The 18,515-nt window shown below is 53.1% G+C and carries 16 protein-coding genes and 1 riboswitch; of the genes, 14 read left to right on the top strand and 2 right to left on the bottom strand.

All coding sequences use genetic code 11. The annotated features are described in order from the left end of the window. Positions 1-85 precede the first annotated feature (85 nt). Positions 86-1,012, top strand: a complete 927-nt coding sequence (locus ACLGE8_RS07685; protein WP_410997654.1) for a LysR family transcriptional regulator — start codon at positions 86-88, stop codon at positions 1,010-1,012. Between the two features lie 79 nt (positions 1,013-1,091). Here the strand turns inward: ACLGE8_RS07685 and ACLGE8_RS07680 are convergent, their stop codons facing one another. Next, positions 1,092-1,580: a hypothetical protein gene (locus tag ACLGE8_RS07680; protein WP_410997852.1), complete on the bottom strand. Its 489-nt coding sequence runs from the start codon at positions 1,578-1,580 to the stop codon at positions 1,092-1,094. Positions 1,581-2,354: 774 nt separating this feature from the next. Between ACLGE8_RS07680 and ACLGE8_RS07675 the strand changes: the two genes are divergently transcribed. The 3 genes from ACLGE8_RS07675 (at position 2,355) to ACLGE8_RS07665 (ending at position 6,690) form a co-directional block, all read left to right on the top strand. After that, entirely contained in the window at positions 2,355-3,242 is an 888-nt protein-coding gene (locus ACLGE8_RS07675) for a GyrI-like domain-containing protein (RefSeq protein ID WP_410997652.1), read from the top strand. A gap of 51 nt (positions 3,243-3,293) precedes the next feature. Continuing rightward, positions 3,294-5,045: an amidohydrolase gene (locus tag ACLGE8_RS07670; protein WP_410997650.1), complete on the top strand. Its 1,752-nt coding sequence runs from the start codon at positions 3,294-3,296 to the stop codon at positions 5,043-5,045. A 292-nt stretch (positions 5,046-5,337) separates the two neighbouring features. Continuing rightward, a complete protein-coding gene (locus tag ACLGE8_RS07665) occupies positions 5,338-6,690 on the top strand; it encodes a diguanylate cyclase domain-containing protein (protein ID WP_410997648.1) in 1,353 nt (450 codons plus the stop codon). Positions 6,691-6,799: 109 nt separating this feature from the next. Here ACLGE8_RS07665 and ACLGE8_RS07660 read toward each other — a convergent pair whose 3' ends face one another. Continuing rightward, the gene (locus ACLGE8_RS07660) at positions 6,800-7,978 is read right to left on the bottom strand and encodes a hypothetical protein (protein ID WP_410997646.1); all 1,179 of its coding nucleotides are present in this window, start codon (positions 7,976-7,978) and stop codon (positions 6,800-6,802) included. Between the two features lie 335 nt (positions 7,979-8,313). Further along, positions 8,314-8,410: riboswitch (TPP riboswitch) on the top strand. 34 nt (positions 8,411-8,444) lie between these two features. Here ACLGE8_RS07660 and thiM point away from each other — a divergent pair. The 10 genes from thiM (at position 8,445) to ACLGE8_RS07610 (ending at position 18,514) form a co-directional block, all read left to right on the top strand. Continuing rightward, positions 8,445-9,230 (top strand): hydroxyethylthiazole kinase, encoded by a 786-nt coding sequence (gene thiM / locus ACLGE8_RS07655; RefSeq protein ID WP_410997644.1) that lies wholly within the window; start codon positions 8,445-8,447, stop codon positions 9,228-9,230. Then, the gene (gene thiD, locus ACLGE8_RS07650) at positions 9,227-10,027 is read left to right on the top strand and encodes a bifunctional hydroxymethylpyrimidine kinase/phosphomethylpyrimidine kinase (protein ID WP_410997642.1); all 801 of its coding nucleotides are present in this window, start codon (positions 9,227-9,229) and stop codon (positions 10,025-10,027) included. The genes thiM and thiD overlap by 4 nt, the downstream gene beginning before the upstream one ends. Positions 10,028-10,172: 145 nt before the next feature. Continuing rightward, positions 10,173-11,225 (top strand): class I fructose-bisphosphate aldolase, encoded by a 1,053-nt coding sequence (fbaB, locus tag ACLGE8_RS07645; RefSeq protein ID WP_410997640.1) that lies wholly within the window; start codon positions 10,173-10,175, stop codon positions 11,223-11,225. 438 nt (positions 11,226-11,663) lie between these two features. Further along, on the top strand, positions 11,664-12,038 hold the full coding sequence (locus ACLGE8_RS07640) for a roadblock/LC7 domain-containing protein (protein ID WP_410997638.1): 375 nt from the start codon (positions 11,664-11,666) through the stop codon (positions 12,036-12,038). Next, positions 12,035-12,574 (top strand): protoglobin domain-containing protein, encoded by a 540-nt coding sequence (locus ACLGE8_RS07635; protein ID WP_410997636.1) that lies wholly within the window; start codon positions 12,035-12,037, stop codon positions 12,572-12,574. Before ACLGE8_RS07640 ends, ACLGE8_RS07635 begins: the two co-directional genes overlap by 4 nt. A gap of 321 nt (positions 12,575-12,895) precedes the next feature. Further along, complete coding sequence (locus tag ACLGE8_RS07630; RefSeq protein ID WP_035894884.1) at positions 12,896-14,050, top strand: mandelate racemase family protein; 1,155 nt, start codon at positions 12,896-12,898, stop codon at positions 14,048-14,050. Positions 14,051-14,117: 67 nt separating this feature from the next. After that, positions 14,118-15,740: an ABC transporter substrate-binding protein gene (locus ACLGE8_RS07625; RefSeq protein ID WP_410997634.1), complete on the top strand. Its 1,623-nt coding sequence runs from the start codon at positions 14,118-14,120 to the stop codon at positions 15,738-15,740. Next, positions 15,737-16,774 carry an ABC transporter permease gene (locus ACLGE8_RS07620; protein WP_410997632.1) on the top strand — a complete coding sequence of 346 codons (1,038 nt, stop codon included), beginning with the start codon at positions 15,737-15,739 and terminating at the stop codon, positions 16,772-16,774. The genes ACLGE8_RS07625 and ACLGE8_RS07620 overlap by 4 nt, the downstream gene beginning before the upstream one ends. After that, entirely contained in the window at positions 16,771-17,676 is a 906-nt protein-coding gene (locus ACLGE8_RS07615) for an ABC transporter permease (protein ID WP_410997631.1), read from the top strand. The genes ACLGE8_RS07620 and ACLGE8_RS07615 overlap by 4 nt, the downstream gene beginning before the upstream one ends. Further along, entirely contained in the window at positions 17,648-18,514 is an 867-nt protein-coding gene (locus ACLGE8_RS07610; RefSeq protein WP_333009738.1) for an ABC transporter ATP-binding protein, read from the top strand. Before ACLGE8_RS07615 ends, ACLGE8_RS07610 begins: the two co-directional genes overlap by 29 nt. The last annotated feature ends 1 nt before the right edge of the window (position 18,515 follow it).

Raw genomic sequence — 18,515 nt, 5'->3', positions numbered from 1 at the left:
CAGAGCAAACGGTTGCCCAGATGATTAAATTTATCACCCGATAACTTCAGCTTATTGTGCGTGATAGCCACGAGTGAAGCACACCATGACCGACCCCTGGCAGCGATTGCCTGCGCTCTCGCTTAAACAGTTGCAGTATTTTGTCACGCTGGCGCAGCTGCGTCACTTTACCGATACCGCGAACCGGTTGGCAATTAGCCAACCTGCGCTGAGCAGCGCTCTGCGCCAGATTGAAACGGTGCTGGGCGGTAAGCTGGTTAACCGTACCGCCTCGGCGGTGACGTTGACCGAGCTGGGTGCGGCCATTTTGCCGCATGCCCAGCGGGTGCTGAGCGTGGCGCAACTGGCGTTTCACGATATGCAGCAGATTGTTGAGGCGGGCGGTGATGGCACGGTGCGCATTGGGCTGGTGCCATCGGTCAGTTCATTGCTATTTCCGCTGTTACCCGAGGCGTTAGCACAGGCATTCCCGCGCCTGCGCGTGGAATTTCTCGATCGCACCAACGACGCGCTGGCGCGCGATCTGCAAAGCGGGCACATTGATTTCGGCGTGGGGGCTATCGACAGTTCTCTGCCCGCACAATTGCAGGTTTTTCCGCTGCGTGAAGACCCGCTGGTGGCGATACTGCACGTGGACGACCCGCTGGCCGGGCAGCCGCATCTGCCGTGGAAACAGCTGGCAGGGCGTGATATTGCGGTATTCTCAAAAGGTAATATTCAGCGTCTGGTTGGCGCGCTGGTGGAGAGCCAGCGGTTGACGCTCAATACCCGCTATCAGGTTGATTATATTGAAACGCTGTACGGGTTGGTGCGCTCGCGCTTAGCAGTGGGGATCCTCCCGCAGCTGTACACTACCCATCTGCAGGATGCGGCGCTGCGGGTCGCGCAGCTTCAGCAGCCGGAGCTAACGCGTACCGTCGCGTTAATGCGTGGCCCACAGACGCTACCGCCGCTTATCGAAGCCTGCTTCACATTGCTGTTAAAAGAACTTCGCGAAATCGGCACGCTATAACCGTAGCCCGGCCGAGCAAAGCAACGCCGGAAAGACGCCGCCCAGTAAAAAATAAGGAGGCCGAAGCCTCCTTAGCGAATTACTTCTGGGTAACGGTCAGCATCCCGTTATCGCGGCCATGGGTTTTATTCCATGACGCACTTTCAATACCATCGGCATTCATGCTGACGGAAATCACATAGCCCGCCCCGCGAATTTCAAAGAAATTGGCGTTAATACGTTTAACTACCGCTTTCTTACCGTTGATGGTCGCGGAGAAGAAGCCGTTTGACAGGGTCGCTTTCAGGACGTTGGAAGAGAGGGTGGCTTCACGCATTGGGTCAGCGACGTGCGCTGCCTGAGCATGCTGCTCAACATCTTTGCTGCGGGTAGCGTTTGCCGCGTTAGCGTACGCCGCCGTCATCGCCGCATTGTTAATGCTCTGCTGGCGGTTCTGCTCAGATAAATAGCAGGTGTCTTTAGAGATGCCCTGTGCTTCGCAGGATGCCATGCGCTGTGCCGGGGAGCTGCAACCTGCCAGCGCTGCGGAACCGACCAGAACGGCTAACACCATCATTTTTGCTTTCATCATTAACCTTTTTTCTTATTTAACCAATACACAAGATTTAGCCGGAAGGATTATTTAATCACTTCCGTTATTACCAACAAAACCTTAAAAGCTTAAGTGCAGTCTGAGTTATTCGTGGTTACAGTCAATGCTTATCGTGGATAAAGTATTGTTAAATACCGTACCAAGAAGCACGCCTGTTGCCACCAATGCCATAGAGGCAATGGCGTAAGCAAGAATGAGTTTTATCATCGGTCTTTATTTTTATAGAACGGCTATCGTCATTATTGTTTACGTTGTACCAAAAAAGAAAACAGGCAGCAGTGCCACGGGCACACGATTTTCTTCTTTCGTAACGCAAAGCAACTATCAACTAAGATGGCTAAGCGAATATTGATTTAGATCATGCATGGAATCGGAAGAGGTGAAGGTAGGTATGAGTAATAGTATTTATTGTTATTGAGCATAATAAACAAACAGTTATGATGTTTTTTATCGTTGTTGTGAATGGTAACTATTCTAAGCAGGAAAGATATTTTCGGCTGGTTTTATACTGGAATTTAATGATTTTATTCATCTTTTATTTCCGTTGAACGCAAATCCAGCACGGGGTTTTTGACCCGTAATACTTTCGTACGAAGATATTATCCTAACGTGCAGATTATTCTTAAATCACCATTGTTAATTAATATTTAAATATTAGTTTGCAAGTGTGATTCACCAATAATGAGTATTAAACGCTGATGTGTTAAAAATACCGTCACAGGTATAACCCAGCGTAAACGAGAGCATACGATGCAACAGGATCGCCGTAAGCCTGTCTTTAAGGCCATGGATTACATTAGCCAGAATCTCCACCTGAACCCCACGCTGGAAGAGATAGCCGGTTCAGTCGCGCTCTCAAGCTTTCACTTTCATCGACTGTTCCGGGCGCAGGTGGGTGAAACCGTTGCGGCGTTTACCCGACGTTTGCGCATGGAAAGAGCGGCGATGTGGTTGCTGACGTTCCCGCAGGCAGATATCACAGGGCTGGCGTTGCGTATCGGTTTTTCCAGCTCGCAGAATTTTGCCAAAGCGTTTCGTGCGCACTTCGCCGTGACGCCGGGAGAATTTCGTCGCCGTCACATTCCCGCAACAATGAGCAAGCCAGGAAACGTCGAGCCAAAAAAAAGTGCCTATTCTCTCGTTACCGCCCCCAACGTTGGCCTGCTGGCGGCGCAAATCATCCAGCTTCCGGCGCGGCGGGTCGCCTATATGCGGCGCTTTGGCCCTTATGGCAAAGAAACCTGTCAGCAGACGCATCAGGATCTGCTGGTCTCATTGCCTGTACGAACGCCGTCGCAGCCAGCGGGGACGATTTGTGTTTACTGGGATGCGCCAGAAATTACCTCGGCATCACGCTGCCGGACGGACGTGGCGGTTGAGATTGGCAGCACGGAAAAAACGGGCAGGGGGATTGCGGTGCAAACATTAGCGGGAGGAACCTACGCGGTCTGTAAATTTTCGGTATTTGAAGCGCAACTGGAGCCCGCATGGGAATGGGCATTTGCGTGGATAGCCTCCCGTGGATTTATTAAAAATGATAAACCCTGTTATGAATATTATTATGATGAAACGGATGTCTCACGAAATTATTATGTTTTTGATATTTGCATTCCATTGCAGACAGCATCAGAAGAATAACGCTTAGCCAAAATAATAAATGAGTTTATTCGCAACGCAACGGAGTTAAAAATGAAGTTCTCAAAGCTATTTCTGGTGTGCGCACTGGGCGCTACCTCTTTGTCTGCAATGGCGCAACAGGAAACCAAAACGCTAATTTACGGCGGCGTTATCTACAGCGCTGATGTGCGCAATCCTCATCCGCAGGCTATTGCGATTGAGGGAGATAGAATTATTGCGGTTGGTAATTATGATGATGTGCTCAAAGAGGCCGGAAAGGATGCAATACGCCTGGATTTGAACGGCAAATATCTGCTTCCTGGGCTTATCGATAGCCACGCCCATGTTGCCTACGCGGGGTTTCAAACGGTGACGCTCTCTTTCCCGGATGGCATGAAAGATGCCGCCGCGATTCAGAAATTTGTTGCCGATAATCAAAATAATAGCCAGCGTGACCTCAATGGCGTGCAGTTCTATAGCAACCTTAACTTAGATTACTGGAATAATATTCAGCTGCTCTCGTCAGTATTTAACGCCCCTGAGTATAAAAATATACCCGTGGTATTAGCAGGTTCGGATGCGCATACCGGTTGGGCTAATCAGGCGATGCTACGACAGGCTAATTTGACCGATGAGGGGCTGGGTAAAGCCGACCCAGGAGTTAAAGCCGGAACTGGATTAACCGCCGACGGAAAAATTAACGGATTTGTCGCGGAGGGCGCATGGGACTATGTGCTCAATGCTATTCCACCTGTTGATGATAATAAAATTGCTCAGGGCATTCTCGCGGGAACCAAAGAGATGAACAGCGTGGGAATCACTGCGTGGATGGACCCCATCAGCAACGTCCGCCCGCTGGCACCGGTGTTTAATGCCCATCCCGGCCTGCACGACGAAGGCTTACTGCCGGCCTACACCACGCTTGCTGCTGAAGGTAAGCTGAATGCCCACGTGACCGGTCTGGCGCTGGTGAATATCCACTCCACGCCAGCGGCAATTGATAACGTGGTGGCGCTGAGAGCGAAGTTTTCCCACACGCCGGATGTGCGCCTCGCAGGGATAAAGATTTTTCAGGATGGGGTGATCGAATATCCGGCTCAGACGGCAAAGCTCAGCGAGGCCTATCTTAATCGGCCGGGCTACAACGGCGATAACACCCTGGATAAAGCTCAATTCTGCCAACTCATTGCCAAAGCGGATGCGGCGCATCTGATTGCCCATTTCCATGCCATCGGTGACCGGGCCGTCTCTGAAGCGCTGGACGGCATTAGCTGCGCACGTCAACAAAACGGCGATAGCGGCGTCATGCACAGCATTACTCATCTGGAAGTGGTCAGCCCGCAAAGCCTGCCTCGCTTCCAGCAGTTGAACGTGGCGGCATCCATGCAGCTATTGTGGGCCGGTAAGGATGCAGCCTCGACCACGCTGATTGATGGTAAAGTGCCGGCGCCGTTGTTGAAAAACCTCTACCCGGCGGGGGAATTATACCGCCATCACGCGCTGATTGCCGGCGCCAGCGACTGGCCGGTTTCCAGCCCGAACCCGATGCTGGCGATTTACACGGCGGTGACGCGCTTGGGCGAGTTGGGAGAGCTGCCGCCTGCCCGCGAAAAAATGCATCGCGAGGCGATGTTGCAGGCTTACACCCTGAACGCTGCCAAAACGATCGGGCGGGATAAAGAGATTGGTTCAATTGAACCGGGGAAAAGCGCTGACTTTGTGTTGTTTGACCGTAATCTGGAAACGGTAAGTATCGATAAATTGCAGGGTGCCAAAGTGTTGTGGACCATGTTTGAAGGGAAACAGGTTTATCAGGCGCAATAAAATAAATAATTAACCACCGTTATTATATGGCCTTCGAAAGGCGGCTCTATATTAAAATATAGGCCGTCTTTACCCTCATAAAAAGCAACGTTACTACCTTACAAACGCTCAATTCAGCCCTGGCGGCATTATATCTCCGATACCTTAGTGCTTTTTTAGAATCGTCACGTGGCGTTTTCTGATTGTATAGTAAACTGCGGCTGTACTATATTTAACCTTTGCTATAGTGCTTATGGGCGACGGTTCTCAAGAGTAGTCGCACTCATTCCTATATTCAGGCCTGACTTTCTCTATGGAATCGAATTCTCACGCACCGTTGAGCAGTTTTATCGATCTCATGATGGACGCGGTTTTTGCCGTTGACGCCCACGCCAATATCGTTTTTGCCAGTGCGTCCTGCGAGCGTATTTTTGGCTATACGCCGAAAGAACTGATTGGCGGAAACATGTTCGAGATGATGTTGCCGGAAGACCGGGAATTAACCCGGAATTCGATAGTTGAGGTGATGTCGGGTAACCCACAATTTCATTTCGAAAACCGTTATGTCCACAAAAATGGGCAGGTGCTGAATATCATGTGGTCGGCGCGCTGGTCGCCGGCCGATCAATTACGTATCGGCGTGGCCCGCGATATCACCGAGCGTAAACGTTCAGAATTGCTGCAGTCGGTGCTTTATGCCATTTCTGAAGCGGCGCATACCGCAGAAGATCTGCTCAAGCTATTCCAGCGTATTCATGAGATAGTCGGTACGCTGCTACCGGCCGATAATTTTTCGGTGACGCTCTATGATGAAAAAACGTCCCAGTTGAGCTTTCCGTACCATATTGATGAGTTTCAGCAGACCCCCGAGCCGTTCACTCTGATCCCCGAGACGTTTTATGCGGAAGTTATCCATACCGGCCAGCCTCTGCTGCTCACGCCTGAGACGATGGCGGGGCGCATCGAGGAACTACGCAGCTCATTTGGCCCTAATCCATTCTGTTGGCTGGGTGTTCCGCTAAAGTCGCATAAAGGCACTATTGGCGTGTTGGTGCTGAAAAGCTATCCGGGCGGCGTGTGCTACAACGAACAGGATCAGGAACTGCTGCAGTTTGTGTCGACGCAAATAGCAACGGTGATTGAACGCCAGCAGATGCAGGCCCGATTGCAGCATATGGCACAGTATGATCAACTTACCGACCTGCCAAACCGCAGTCTGTTGTACGATCGCCTGAAAACAACGCTGGCGACGGTACGTCGCGAAGATGGGCAAGTGGCGCTGCTGTTTATCGATCTCGACAAATTTAAGCAGGTTAACGATACGCTGGGCCACGGCATGGGCGATCTTCTGCTGCAAGAGACCGCTGTACGTCTAAAGCGGTGTATACGTGAATCGGATACCGTCGCGCGCATCGGCGGCGATGAGTTTGTGGTGTTGATTCAGGGAGCGTTGTCGCCTGAATATGCGGCGCGGGTTGCTAAAAAAATTGATGACGCCTTCAACACGCCTTTCAGCCTGCAGGGCCATATGTTGACTATCGAACCCAGCATTGGGATTGCCTGTTATCCTGAGCATGGCAGAGATGAGCGCCAGCTTCTCGACTATGCCGACAAAGCGATGTATTTAGCGAAACAGGGGAAAACGCAGCGGTTTAATCATCATTAATCCATTGAAACCAATCTATTATGGATGTTCTTCATTGTACTTCGACTGGCATACCTCCGTGTATTAATCAACGAGGTGTCATCGCTGAAGTAACGGAATGGTTCATTGGCTAATTTATTTTGAAAACGGCATTGCCACGGAAAGAATAAATAATATTATTGGCATTGCGATCGTTGATGAAAAGACTAATGCCTTTGGCGATGATGTATTTGTTACTGTCATCTTTAATATATTTCATTTCACCATTTTCATTAATACTGTCGTAAGTGTATTTCTTAACCTCACCATAATTATTAACGTCGTTGAAAAACATAAAGTTCTTACAGATCGCCAGACTAATTAATTTGCCATCATAAGATGTCATGTAGACATCACAACCGTTGTTGATGGCTTTATTCAAGTCTTGTTTAACCTGGTTGGGGAGAAATCTTGCAGCAATACCGGGAGGTGTATTATCGGTTAAAAACTCTTTACCGTTGATAGAGAATTTATAATCGTTATCAGCATAGAAAGTGCTTCCACCCGGCTTGTTGAACTCTTCACCTGTATTATCTTTAATCGTACCATCGCTATATTGAGTGATGACAAGAGGAATCATCGCCCCTTTGCTATTAATAGCGCCGTAAGACAATGTCCAGGTTTTAACTGCGGTAGGAAGTACTACAGGGGCCTGCTTAGCTAAATTATCAATAACGGCCTCGCTCTCATCATTAGACTCGCTAGAATGATTTACAGGAACCGTAGCAGGCGCTGTGGTTGGTACAGGTCGATCTACATACACGGTTTTAGTGCCGCTGTTGCTCATCCCGATAAAGAATGCTACTACCCCCCCGATAGTCATCCAGGTCGCTAAATTTTTGAGGGTGTATTTTTTATAATGTAACTCCCTACGCAAGCGTACGATTTCGTTAGTCTGGTTACTCATCTGATCGTAAGCATTTTCTAATTCCGCTTTTACCTGATGTAATTCAGCAGAAGCTGAGCCAGAAGATGTCGCTATCTCTAACTCTGTCTTGAGTTGTTTAGCTCGTTGAAGGAGTTGATTATATTTTTCTACTAACTCGGTTTCACGTTGGCTAGAATTATGAGAGGGGGCCGCGCCTTCATAGATTTCAACATTAAATAGCTGTTCATAGGTTATACCTTCACCCTCCATTTTCTTTTTTGCCATACGGAAAGAGGTAGTCGCTTCTTCCATATTTGCATTCCTGAAAGCCAGGGCGAGCATTTTGGTAATTTTATTGATAGCACTTGCTGTAGCCATGATAAAACGTGGAACCCCCTCCATGTGTAGTCCTGCCATTAGAAGCAGAGTCACACAATGATTGTGTAATGGTTTCCCTTACAGGATAAGGTTGCTTGCTAGGGTATGAAGTATCTTAGGAAAGTTAATAGCTTTCTTCCAATCTTTTCCTATCACTTCGAAATAAAAACTTTCGTGTAGTTAAAAAAATTAAAAAGCCTCTAAAGAGGAAGATAAAAGTCTATAAATGTCATGCAAGTGCCTATTACATGATTACGCTATTCGAGATGTGATTAATCGAAATTTCTTGCGCCTCATCCATGCCCCCGGTTACACTAAGTAACTACAACTTTGTTGTTTATAAATTATTGTTTTATAACCAATTTGACTCGGGGTGCCCTTCCTTGTGAAGGCTGAGAAAAACCCGTACCACCTGATCTGGATAATGCCAGCGTAGGGAAGTCAGAGACCGTCTGGTCATTGCTTCTTCGCGTTTTGGCAGGAGCAAACCATGCAAGCCGACCTGCTAAGTCCCGCGCAATTTGCGCACACCGTACACCTTCTGCAGCAACATTCTCCCCTTGTTCACTGTATGACTAACGATGTCGTCCAGACCTTTACCGCCAACGTGCTGCTGGCGCTCGGCGCATCGCCAGCAATGGTTATTGATCCCGGTGAAGCCGCGCAGTTCTCGGCCATTGCCAGCGCATTATTGATTAACGTCGGCACCTTAACCCAGCCTCGTGCGCAGGCGATGCGGGCGGCGGTGGAGAGCGCGAACCGGGCGAGAACGCCGTGGGTGCTCGATCCAGTGGCGGTAGGCGCGTTGACGCTGCGCAGTGATTTCTGCCGCGAACTGGTGCAGATGAGCCCGGCGGCAATTCGTGGCAATGCCTCAGAAATAATGGCGCTGGCGGGCGAAAGCCAGGGTGGGCGCGGTGTGGATACCACAGATACCGCTGTGGCGGCGCTGCCGGCGGCGCAGAAACTGGCGCGCCAAAGCGGGGCGATTGTTGCGGTGACCGGCGAGGTTGATTATGTCACCGACGGTGAACGAACGCTGGCGGTGAACGGTGGTTCCCCATTGATGACTCGTGTGGTCGGCACCGGTTGCGCGCTCTCGGCCGTCGTGGCAGCGAGCTGTGCTTTACCTGGCGACCGCTTGCTGAACGTCGCGGGGGCCTGCGCGGTGATGAAGCGGGCGGGGCAGATTGCTGCGCAGGGACGAGGGCCGGGCAGCTTTGTTCCCGCGTTTCTCGATGCCTTGTACGTGATGCACGGGGAGGTCGCGGTATGAAACGTATTAATGCACTGACGATTGCCGGAACCGATCCTAGCGGCGGCGCGGGTATTCAGGCCGACCTGAAAACCTTCTCGGCGCTTGGCGCCTACGGCTGTTCTGTCATCACCGCGCTGGTGGCGCAGAACACCCGTGGCGTGCAGTCGGTTTATCGTATTGAACCTGACTTTGTCGCCGCGCAACTCGACTCCGTGTTCAGCGATGTGCGCATCGACACCACCAAAATTGGCATGCTGGCGGAGACGGATATCGTTGAGGCCGTGGCCGAGCGCCTGCAACGCTATCATATCCAGAACGTGGTGCTGGATACGGTGATGCTGGCTAAAAGCGGTGACCCGCTGCTTTCCCCATCCGCCGTTGAGACGCTGCGCCAGCGCCTGCTACCGCAGGTCTCTCTGATCACGCCAAACCTGCCGGAGGCCGCGGCGCTGCTTGATACGCCGCATGCTCGTAACGAGCGTGAAATGCTGGAGCAGGGACGAGCGCTGCGAGCGCTCGGCTGCGAAGCGGTGCTGATGAAAGGCGGCCATCTTGATGATGCTGAAAGCCCCGATTGGCTGTTTACCGCCGAGGGAGAAATGCGTTTCACCGCCCCGCGCGTGGTGACCAAAAATACCCACGGCACGGGCTGTACGCTGTCGGCGGCGCTGGCGGCATTGAGGCCGCGCCACGCAAGCTGGCAGGAGACGGTTCCTGTCGCCAAAGCCTGGCTGTCGCAGGCGCTGGCGCAGGCCGATACCTTACAGGTAGGCGAAGGTATTGGGCCGGTGCACCATTTCCACGAGTGGTGGTAACTGTCCGGCCAGCGTGCCAGTTGGTTGTGCTTAAAATCTGCTAAAAGTTGGACATTCCACACTCCCGGTACCAGGCTTATCCTGCTCAAAAGTGTTGAGCAGGATATCCAGCCGACATGATGTCGGCGCTTACGGGAGCATAGCTATGACTGATATTGCGCAGTTGCTTGGCAAAGACGCCGACAGCCTTTTACAGCATCGTTGTATGACCATTCCAGCCGACCAACTCTATCTGCCCGGCCACGACTACGTTGACCGGGTAATGGTGGATAACAACCGTCCGCCTGCCGTACTGCGAAATATGCAGACCCTCTACAATACCGGGCGTCTGGCGGGTACGGGCTATCTATCGATTCTGCCGGTTGACCAGGGCGTTGAGCATTCGGCCGGGGCCTCGTTTGCCGCCAACCCGCTCTATTTTGACCCGAAAAACATTGTTGAACTGGCGATTGAAGCGGGCTGTAACTGCGTGGCTTCCACCTATGGCGTGCTGGCCTCGGTCTCTCGCCGCTACGCGCACCGCATCCCGTTCCTCGTCAAACTGAACCACAACGAAACCTTAAGCTACCCGAACACCTTCGATCAGACGCTGTATGCCAGCGTTGAGCAGGCGTTCAATATGGGCGCGGTAGCGGTGGGGGCGACCATCTATTTTGGCTCGGAAGAGTCTCGTCGTCAGATTGAGGAGATCTCTGCCGCTTTTGAGCGCGCCCATGAGTTGGGGCTGGTCACCGTGCTGTGGGCCTATCTGCGTAACCCGGCGTTTAAAAAAGATGGCGTGGATTACCACGTTTCCGCTGACTTGACCGGGCAGGCCAACCATCTGGCCGCCACCATCGGCGCCGATATCGTGAAGCAGAAAATGGCCGAGAACAACGGCGGCTATAAAGCGGTGAACTTCGGCTATACCGACGAACGTGTCTATAGCAAACTGACCAGCGATAATCCAATCGACCTGGTGCGCTACCAGCTGGCGAACTGCTATATGGGCCGTGCCGGGTTGATTAACTCCGGCGGCGCGGCGGGCGGTGAAACCGATCTTACGGACGCGGTGCGTACGGCGGTTATCAACAAACGCGCGGGCGGTATGGGTCTGATTCTTGGCCGTAAAGCCTTCAAAAAATCGATGGCCGATGGCGTGCAGTTGATCAACGCCGTTCAGGATGTCTACCTCGACAATAAGGTCACCATCGCCTGATGCCGGAAACGTGAATGCAGGAGACCGTTTTCAGACCAAAAGCGTACAGTTCAGGCTGTACGCTTTTTTTATGCGTTAACCGTCTGTGGGTAAATCGATAAGCGGGAAAGCGTATTTTTATATGAATTATTGAATTTTTATTATTTTTTGTATTTATATCCACGTTGAATTTGGTTAATAATCTATAATATTTATTATATTGGTAATAAATATGTTGACTGTGCATTACTTTTGCGTACGAGATTGTTGAGGAATGCACGATTGACTGTTATTTTACTGCTTTAGGTTAGCGGAGGCGTTAAACCAATAGAGTTAAATTATTGTTGTCGATAATTCATTTTAATTTTGAATATTATTCAAGTATGCAGGTGCTAAAGTCACTTTGCCATATTGATTAAATATTTATTGCCATGTCTTATATTCGCAAAGGGAATTATAATGGATAAAGTATTGTTGGAGCAGGCGATAGAAACGCTATCATCAAATATCCCTGATGGAAACTGCGTTCTTGTTAGCTCAAAAGATGGAGACTTAATCGCGTATACCGGCTATAGCCATGACGTTGGCTTAAATCGTATTTCTGTACAAATATCAACGGTGCTCGGCGTGGCAACCAGCATTGGCGCTGTGTTAAAACTCGGCGTCAGCGATGAATTAAGCTTCTCTGGGCCAAAAGGCCGGGTGCTGGTCTATCGTTTGACGGAGTCTTATTCTTTGGCCGTAATCACAACTCACGATTGTAATATTGCAATGATTAATTTAATGGCCTCTCGCTGTATTGGGGAGATAAACCAACAGGAGATGCTGGCATGAAAGAGATGATGTGCTGGAGTGTAAAAGAAGAGCAAATTGTCGATGATCTTTTAGCCTTTCTTCAAATAACACCGGAAGAGTGCGCTTTGCTGAAATCAATGCAAGATGATGCCCGTAATATTTCACCAGCATTGGTGGAAGCATTTTATGAGCGACTGGTGAATAACCCAATGGCCAGCGAGTTTATTCAAGATGTTTCGGCATTGAAGAAAACGTTGGCTAACTGGTTTGTGCAGCTTTTTTGCGGTGTGTATGATCGGGAATATGCCAGTAACTGTTTACGTATTGGCATGGCGCACGTGCGTATCGGGTTACCGGTACGTTACCCGCTGGCGATGTTTGATATTCTTCAGCAATACGGCGTTGAAGTGGCGCACAGCAGAGGTCCACAGGGCGTGAACGCCTTCCTGAAGATTCTGGCGCTGGATGTTGCAACCTTCAGCCAGGCTTATGACAACACGCAATTAAATCACCTCACTCAATTGGTCGGCGGCAGCCCTACGCTGGCGCGTCGACTGTTGCAGGATCAGTACTAAGTTCTAAGCGTATAAACGTGCCATGCTGCCTGGTACAGGGTAATTATTTGCCGGGCGGCATGGCTATCGCGATGCCGTTTTTCCCCTTGCGCCAGTTCACAGTTCCCCTTCTTTTTGTGAAAACTATCACGCACTCTCGTGCGCATGCCCAAAAAACAGCCCGGTGTTAGCGGAGATTGTCCGTGGAAGTGATGCTATTTTGTGCTTAGATTATTGATGAAACGCCTTTTCAATTCCCTAAAACCGTATTACCGGAACCGTGTTTTACACAGACCCGTGGCGAATTAATCGCCATGTAGCATGTTGTATAAAGGACACTTAATGAAAATTGAATCTGTAAATGTCACCGTTTTCCAGCATCCTACGCGCCGCGTCTCCGACAGCGCCGGACACTCACATCCGGGGCCAGAAAGCATGGCCAAAATGGCGATGCTGACCATTACCGCCGACGACGGCAGCAAGGGCTACTCCTTTGCGCCGCCGGAAATCGTACGTCCGTTCGTCGTCAACACCTTCTTCCGCAAGGTGCTGGTAGGTCAGGACCCGTTCGACCGCGAACGTATCTGGCAGGATCTGGTGCATTGGCAGCGCGGTAGCGCGCATCAACTGACCGAACGCGCGCTCTCCTTCGTTGAGCAAGCGCTGTGGGATCTCATTGGGCGTAAGCTCAATATGCCGGTTTACAAGCTGCTGGGCGGCTATCGCGATAAAGTACCGGCCTACGGCAGCACCATGTGCGGCGACGACCTCGAAGGCGGACTGTCCACGCCGGAAGAGTACGCGGCCTTTGCCGAAACGCTGGTTGCGCGCGGCTATAAAGCCATCAAGCTGCATACCTGGATGCCGCCGGTCTCGTTCGCGCCAAACCCAAAAATGGATATCAAAGCCTGCGCTGCGGTCCGTGAAGCGGTCGGCCCGGATATCGACCTGATGATTGATGGTTACCACTGGTACAGCCGCACCGAAGCGCTGTGGATTGGTAAAGAGCTGGAAAAACTCAACTTTGCCTGGTTCGAAGAGCCAATGGAAGAAGACAGCATGTCCTCTTATGCGTGGCTGGCTGAAAACCTCTCTATTCCGATCATCGGGCCGGAGAGTTTCGGCGGTAAACATCACAGCCGTGCCGACTGGGTGAAAGCCGGAGCGTGCGACATTCTGCGCGCGGGCGCCAACGGCGTGGGCGGCATTACGCCAACCATGAAGGTGGCCGCGCTGGCGGAGTCGTTCGGTATGGACTGCGAAGTACACGGTAACGGCGCGGCGAGCCTGGCGGTGATTGGCGCCATTCGCAACTGTCGCTGGTATGAGCGTGGCCTGCTGCACCCGTTCCTCGACTACGACCAGCCAGCGGCCTATCTGAACAGCATCGTCGACCCGATGGACGCCGATGGTTATGTTCACCTGTCTCAACGCCCAGGATTGGGTGAAGACATCAATTTTGCCTTTATCGAAGCCAACACCGTCAGCCACGACTGACACATAACAAATACAAGACAGGCACGGATGGATTCGTCGCCTGTCGTACCCTACAGGCGATAGATAGATGAAAAAATCCTCCTTATTGGGAGCGTGTTTGCTCGCGCTGACCATGACGATGGGGAGCGGGGCGGCGTTGGCAAAAACGCCGCCAGATCAGCTCATTATCGGCATGAATATGAATAACCTGCTCACCCTCGACCCGGCAGCAATGACCGGTAACGAAGTGGTGGGGATTGTGGTGAATCTCTATGACTCGTTGGTGGAGCTTGATCCTGAACAGCTCACCAACGTAAAACCGGCGCTCGCCAAATCCTGGGATATCAGTCCGGACGGCAAAACGCTGACCTTCCATCTGCACAATAACGTCAAGTTTCACTCCGGCAACCCGCTGACCGCCGCCGACGTGGTGTGGTCGATGCGCCGTATTCTGCACCTCAACCTGGCGCAGGCATCGGTGTGGAAATCCTACGGTTTTAGCAAGAAGAACGTCGATAAACAGGTGACGGCGCTGGATGACTATACGGTGCAGATTGCCTTGCCAAAGGATAACGACCCCCAACTGGTGATTTACTCGCTGGGCGCGCTCGGCAACCTTGGCGTGCTCGACAGCAAAACCGTGCAAAGCCATGAACAGAATAACGACTGGGGCAATAAGTGGCTGACCACCCACGAAGCCGGTTCCGGGCCGTTTACGCTGGAAACCTGGCAGGCAAAAGACGTGCTGCGCATGAAACGCAACCCGGACTACTGGCGCGGCGAGGCGAAGATGAACCGCGTGGTGCTGCGTCACTTCCAGGAGTCGCAGACCCTGCGTCTGATGATTGAAAAAGGCGACCTCGATATTGCCAGCAACATGGCGGTATCGGATATCAACGCCCTGCGTAAAGACCCGCAGCTCACCGTCGATGCAGTACAGCGCGGCACCATGTACTACGTGTCGATGAGCATGAAAGAGCCGCACTTCGCCAACCCGAAAGTGCGTGAAGCGGTGCGCTACCTGATTGATTATCAGGGCATCAACAAAGCGCTGATGCCGGGCTACGGTGTGCTGCACCAGCGTCCGATCAAAGCTGGAATGCCGTCAACGCTGCCGGACCCAGGTTACACCTTTGATCTCGCACGGGCGAAAAAGCTGCTGGCAGAGGCCGGATATCCTGACGGCTTTGATACCACGCTGCGCGTACTCGCCGACCAGCCGTTCCTCAATATCGCCATTGCCGTGCAGTCCACGCTGATGCAGGCGGGCATTAACGCCAAAATTATCACCGGCACCGGCAACCAGATTTACGGCGCGATGCGCGAACGTAAGTTCGACATGCTGGTCGGGCGTGGCGGCAGCGGTATGGAGCCGCATCCACACTCCAGCCTGCGCGCGCTGGTCTATAACCCAGACAACAGTGACGAAGCTCGCCTGACTAACTTCCAGGGCTGGCGCACCGGGTTCTATGACAAACAGCTTAACGAGATGATCGACGGCGCGCTGCTTGAGCGTAACCCGCAAAAACAGATTGCCGATTATCAGGCTATTCAGACCCGCTTTGATGCGCTGATCCCGGCGATGATCCCGGTGTCGCAGATGGTCGATTCGGTAGTGGTGCGTAACGAGGTGAAGGAGTACAAGCCGCATCCGTCGGCCACCACGTTCCTGCGTGAAGTCTACAAAGTCAGCGAAGGAGATAAAGGATGAGTACGGCAATTCTTGCGCCCGGCTCCCGGACCCGGCGCTTCTCAAAACGGTTGATACAGGTGGCGATCACGCTGTTTGGCCTGCTGTTGTTGACCTTCTTTATTGGCCGCGTGATGCCTATCGACCCGGTGCTGGCGATTGTCGGCCCGGATGCCGACCAGAGCACCTACCAGCAGGTCTATCACCAGTTGGGCTTTGACCAGTCGCTGATGACCCAGTTTGGCATCTACTTCGTTAACCTGCTGCACGGCGATCTCGGTAACGCGCTGCTGACCGGCAAACCGGTGACCGACGACATTATCCGCGTCTTCCCGGCTACCATGGAGCTGGCGACGATGGCGATTATCGTCGGCGCTGGCCTCGGTATTCCGCTGGGCGTACTGGCGGCGGCGCGTCGCAACAGTATCTCCGATTATGTGGTGCGTATTATCAGCCTCGCCGGTTACTCCACGCCGATTTTCTGGGTGGGGATGATGGGGCTGCTGGTGTTCTACGCCTGGCTCGGCTGGGTGGGCGGCGCGGGGCGCGTTGACCTGGGGCTGGATGGCATCGTGCCGCGTCGTACCGGGCTGATGACCGTCGATGCGCTGCTGGCCGGCAACAGTGAAGTGTTCTGGAACGCCATTAACCACCTGATCCTGCCGGCGGCGCTGCTGGGCTTCCACTCGCTCGCCTATATCAGCCGTATGACCCGCAGCTTTATGCTGGCGCAGCTGTCGCAGGAGTTCATCATCACCGCACGCGTCAAGGGGCTGACCGAACGCCAGGTTATCTGGAACCACGCCTTCCGCAATATCCTCGTTCAGCTGCTGACGGTGGTGGCGCTGGCCTACGGTTCATTGCTGGAAGGGGCGGTGTTAATTGAAACCGTTTTCTCCTGGCCGGGCTTTGGCTCCTATCTCACTGGCAGCTTGCTGCTGGGCGACATGAACGCGGTGATGGGCTGTGTGCTGCTGGTTGGGGTGATCTTCGTGATGCTCAACCTGCTCTCCGACATGCTGTATCAATTCTTCGACCCGAGGACAAAATCATGACGGTTTCTCTCGATAGTCGACTCTCCAGCGCCTCCGGCGAAGGCCTCCAGCGTTTGCTGCGCGGGCTGGCAAGAGCGGGGGGATTTATCGGCAAGATGGCGCGTAACCCGCTGACCGCTATCGGCGGCGGGATTATCTTCCTGTTGCTGGTGGTGGCGATATTCGCCCCGCTGATTGCCCCCTATAACCCGCTGGTGCAGGACTTAAACAATGCGCTGATGGCACCGAACGCACAGCACTGGTTCGGTACCGACGAATTTGGCCGCGATATCTTCAGCCGCCTGGTGTACGGCGCGCGCATCACGCTCTACATCGTACTGCTGGTCTCGGTCACCGTTGGCCCGCTGGGGCTGCTGCTCGGCGTTTGCGCGGGCTATTTCGGCGGCAAGGTCGATATGGTGCTGATGCGCGTAACCGATATCTTCATCTCCTTCCCAAGCCTGGTGCTGGCGCTGGCGTTCGTTGCCGCCTTAGGCCCAGGGCTTGAGCACGTAGTGATTGCGATTACGCTGACCGCCTGGCCGCCGATTGCGCGTCTGGCGCGTGCGGAAACCCTGTCGCTGCGTCAGGCCGACTTTATCTCTGCCGTCCGTTTGCAGGGCGCCTCTCCGGCCCGTGTGCTGTGGCGTCACATTGTGCCGCTGTGTCTGCCGTCGGTGATTATCCGTATCACCATGAACATGGCCGGGATCATCCTGACCGCCGCCGGTCTGGGGTTCCTTGGCCTCGGCGCGCAGCCGCCCGATCCAGAGTGGGGGGCGATGATCTCCAGCGGCCGTACCTACATGATGGAGTGCTGGTGGGTAGTAACGATCCCGGGGCTGGCGATTTTGATCAACAGCTTAGCGTTCAACTTCTTAGGAGATGGCCTACGTGACATCCTCGATCCTCGCAGCGAATAACGCTGCACCGCTGCTCGACGTACGCGATTTAAGCGTGGATTTCGTCAACGGCAGCGCGGTAACCCATGCGGTGCGCGGCGTCTCCTTCCAGCTCGGGCAGGAGAAGCTGGCGATAGTCGGTGAATCCGGTTCCGGGAAATCCACCGTGGGCCGCGCGCTGCTGCATCTGCACCCGAAAAAAGCGCGCATTGACGCCAGCCGGATGCAGTTTGGCGATATCGACCTGTTAAACGCCAGCGAGGCGCAGATGCGCGCCATTCGCGGCAAGCGTATTTCGATGATTATGCAGGACCCGAAATATTCGCTGAACCCGGTGGTGCGCGTCGGCGACCAGATTGCCGAAGCCTGGCTGACTCACCATCCGGGCTACAAAGCCGAGGCGAAAGCCAAGGCGATGGAGATGCTCGACGTGGTACGTATTCGCCAGCCGGAGCGCGTCTACAACCTCTATCCGCACGAGATTTCCGGCGGGCAGGGGCAGCGCATCATGATTGCGATGATGCTGATAACTGACCCGGAACTGGTGATTGCCGATGAACCGACCTCGGCGCTCGACGTGTCGGTCCGTTTGCAGGTGCTGGGGCTGCTGGATGACCTGGTGAAATCCCGCGGGCTGGGGCTGATATTTATCAGCCACGACATTAATCTGGTGCGCAGCTTCTGCGACCGCGTGCTGGTGATGTACGCCGGGCGGGTGGTGGAGTCGATTGCCGCCTGCGACCTCGATAACGCCACCCATCCGTACACGCAGGGGCTGATTAGCGCCCTGCCGGATATGCACCATCGCCGACCGGTTCTCCCGGTATTGCAGCGTCAGACCAGCTGGCTGACCGATTAAG

Source organism: Kluyvera sp. 142486, from assembly GCF_046569695.1.
In the GTDB taxonomy this organism is placed as follows: Bacteria; Pseudomonadota; Gammaproteobacteria; order Enterobacterales; family Enterobacteriaceae; genus Kluyvera.
Note: the sequence above shows the minus strand (reverse complement) of the source record. Positions and strands in the feature narration are given on the sequence as shown.

Coding starts and splice junctions, on each gene's coding strand:
- ACLGE8_RS07685 (WP_410997654.1), top strand. CDS start 86: ATGACCGACCCCTGGCAGCGATTGCCTGCGCTCTCGCTTAAACAGTTG.
- ACLGE8_RS07615 (WP_410997631.1), top strand. CDS start 16,771: ATGACGGTTTCTCTCGATAGTCGACTCTCCAGCGCCTCCGGCGAAGGC.
- thiD (WP_410997642.1), top strand. CDS start 9,227: ATGAAACGTATTAATGCACTGACGATTGCCGGAACCGATCCTAGCGGC.
- ACLGE8_RS07675 (WP_410997652.1), top strand. CDS start 2,355: ATGCAACAGGATCGCCGTAAGCCTGTCTTTAAGGCCATGGATTACATT.
- ACLGE8_RS07680 (WP_410997852.1), bottom strand. CDS start 1,580: ATGAAAGCAAAAATGATGGTGTTAGCCGTTCTGGTCGGTTCCGCAGCG.
- ACLGE8_RS07630 (WP_035894884.1), top strand. CDS start 12,896: ATGAAAATTGAATCTGTAAATGTCACCGTTTTCCAGCATCCTACGCGC.
- thiM (WP_410997644.1), top strand. CDS start 8,445: ATGCAAGCCGACCTGCTAAGTCCCGCGCAATTTGCGCACACCGTACAC.
- ACLGE8_RS07660 (WP_410997646.1), bottom strand. CDS start 7,978: ATGGAGGGGGTTCCACGTTTTATCATGGCTACAGCAAGTGCTATCAAT.
- ACLGE8_RS07665 (WP_410997648.1), top strand. CDS start 5,338: ATGGAATCGAATTCTCACGCACCGTTGAGCAGTTTTATCGATCTCATG.
- ACLGE8_RS07670 (WP_410997650.1), top strand. CDS start 3,294: ATGAAGTTCTCAAAGCTATTTCTGGTGTGCGCACTGGGCGCTACCTCT.
- ACLGE8_RS07620 (WP_410997632.1), top strand. CDS start 15,737: ATGAGTACGGCAATTCTTGCGCCCGGCTCCCGGACCCGGCGCTTCTCA.
- ACLGE8_RS07625 (WP_410997634.1), top strand. CDS start 14,118: ATGAAAAAATCCTCCTTATTGGGAGCGTGTTTGCTCGCGCTGACCATG.
- ACLGE8_RS07635 (WP_410997636.1), top strand. CDS start 12,035: ATGAAAGAGATGATGTGCTGGAGTGTAAAAGAAGAGCAAATTGTCGAT.
- ACLGE8_RS07640 (WP_410997638.1), top strand. CDS start 11,664: ATGGATAAAGTATTGTTGGAGCAGGCGATAGAAACGCTATCATCAAAT.
- fbaB (WP_410997640.1), top strand. CDS start 10,173: ATGACTGATATTGCGCAGTTGCTTGGCAAAGACGCCGACAGCCTTTTA.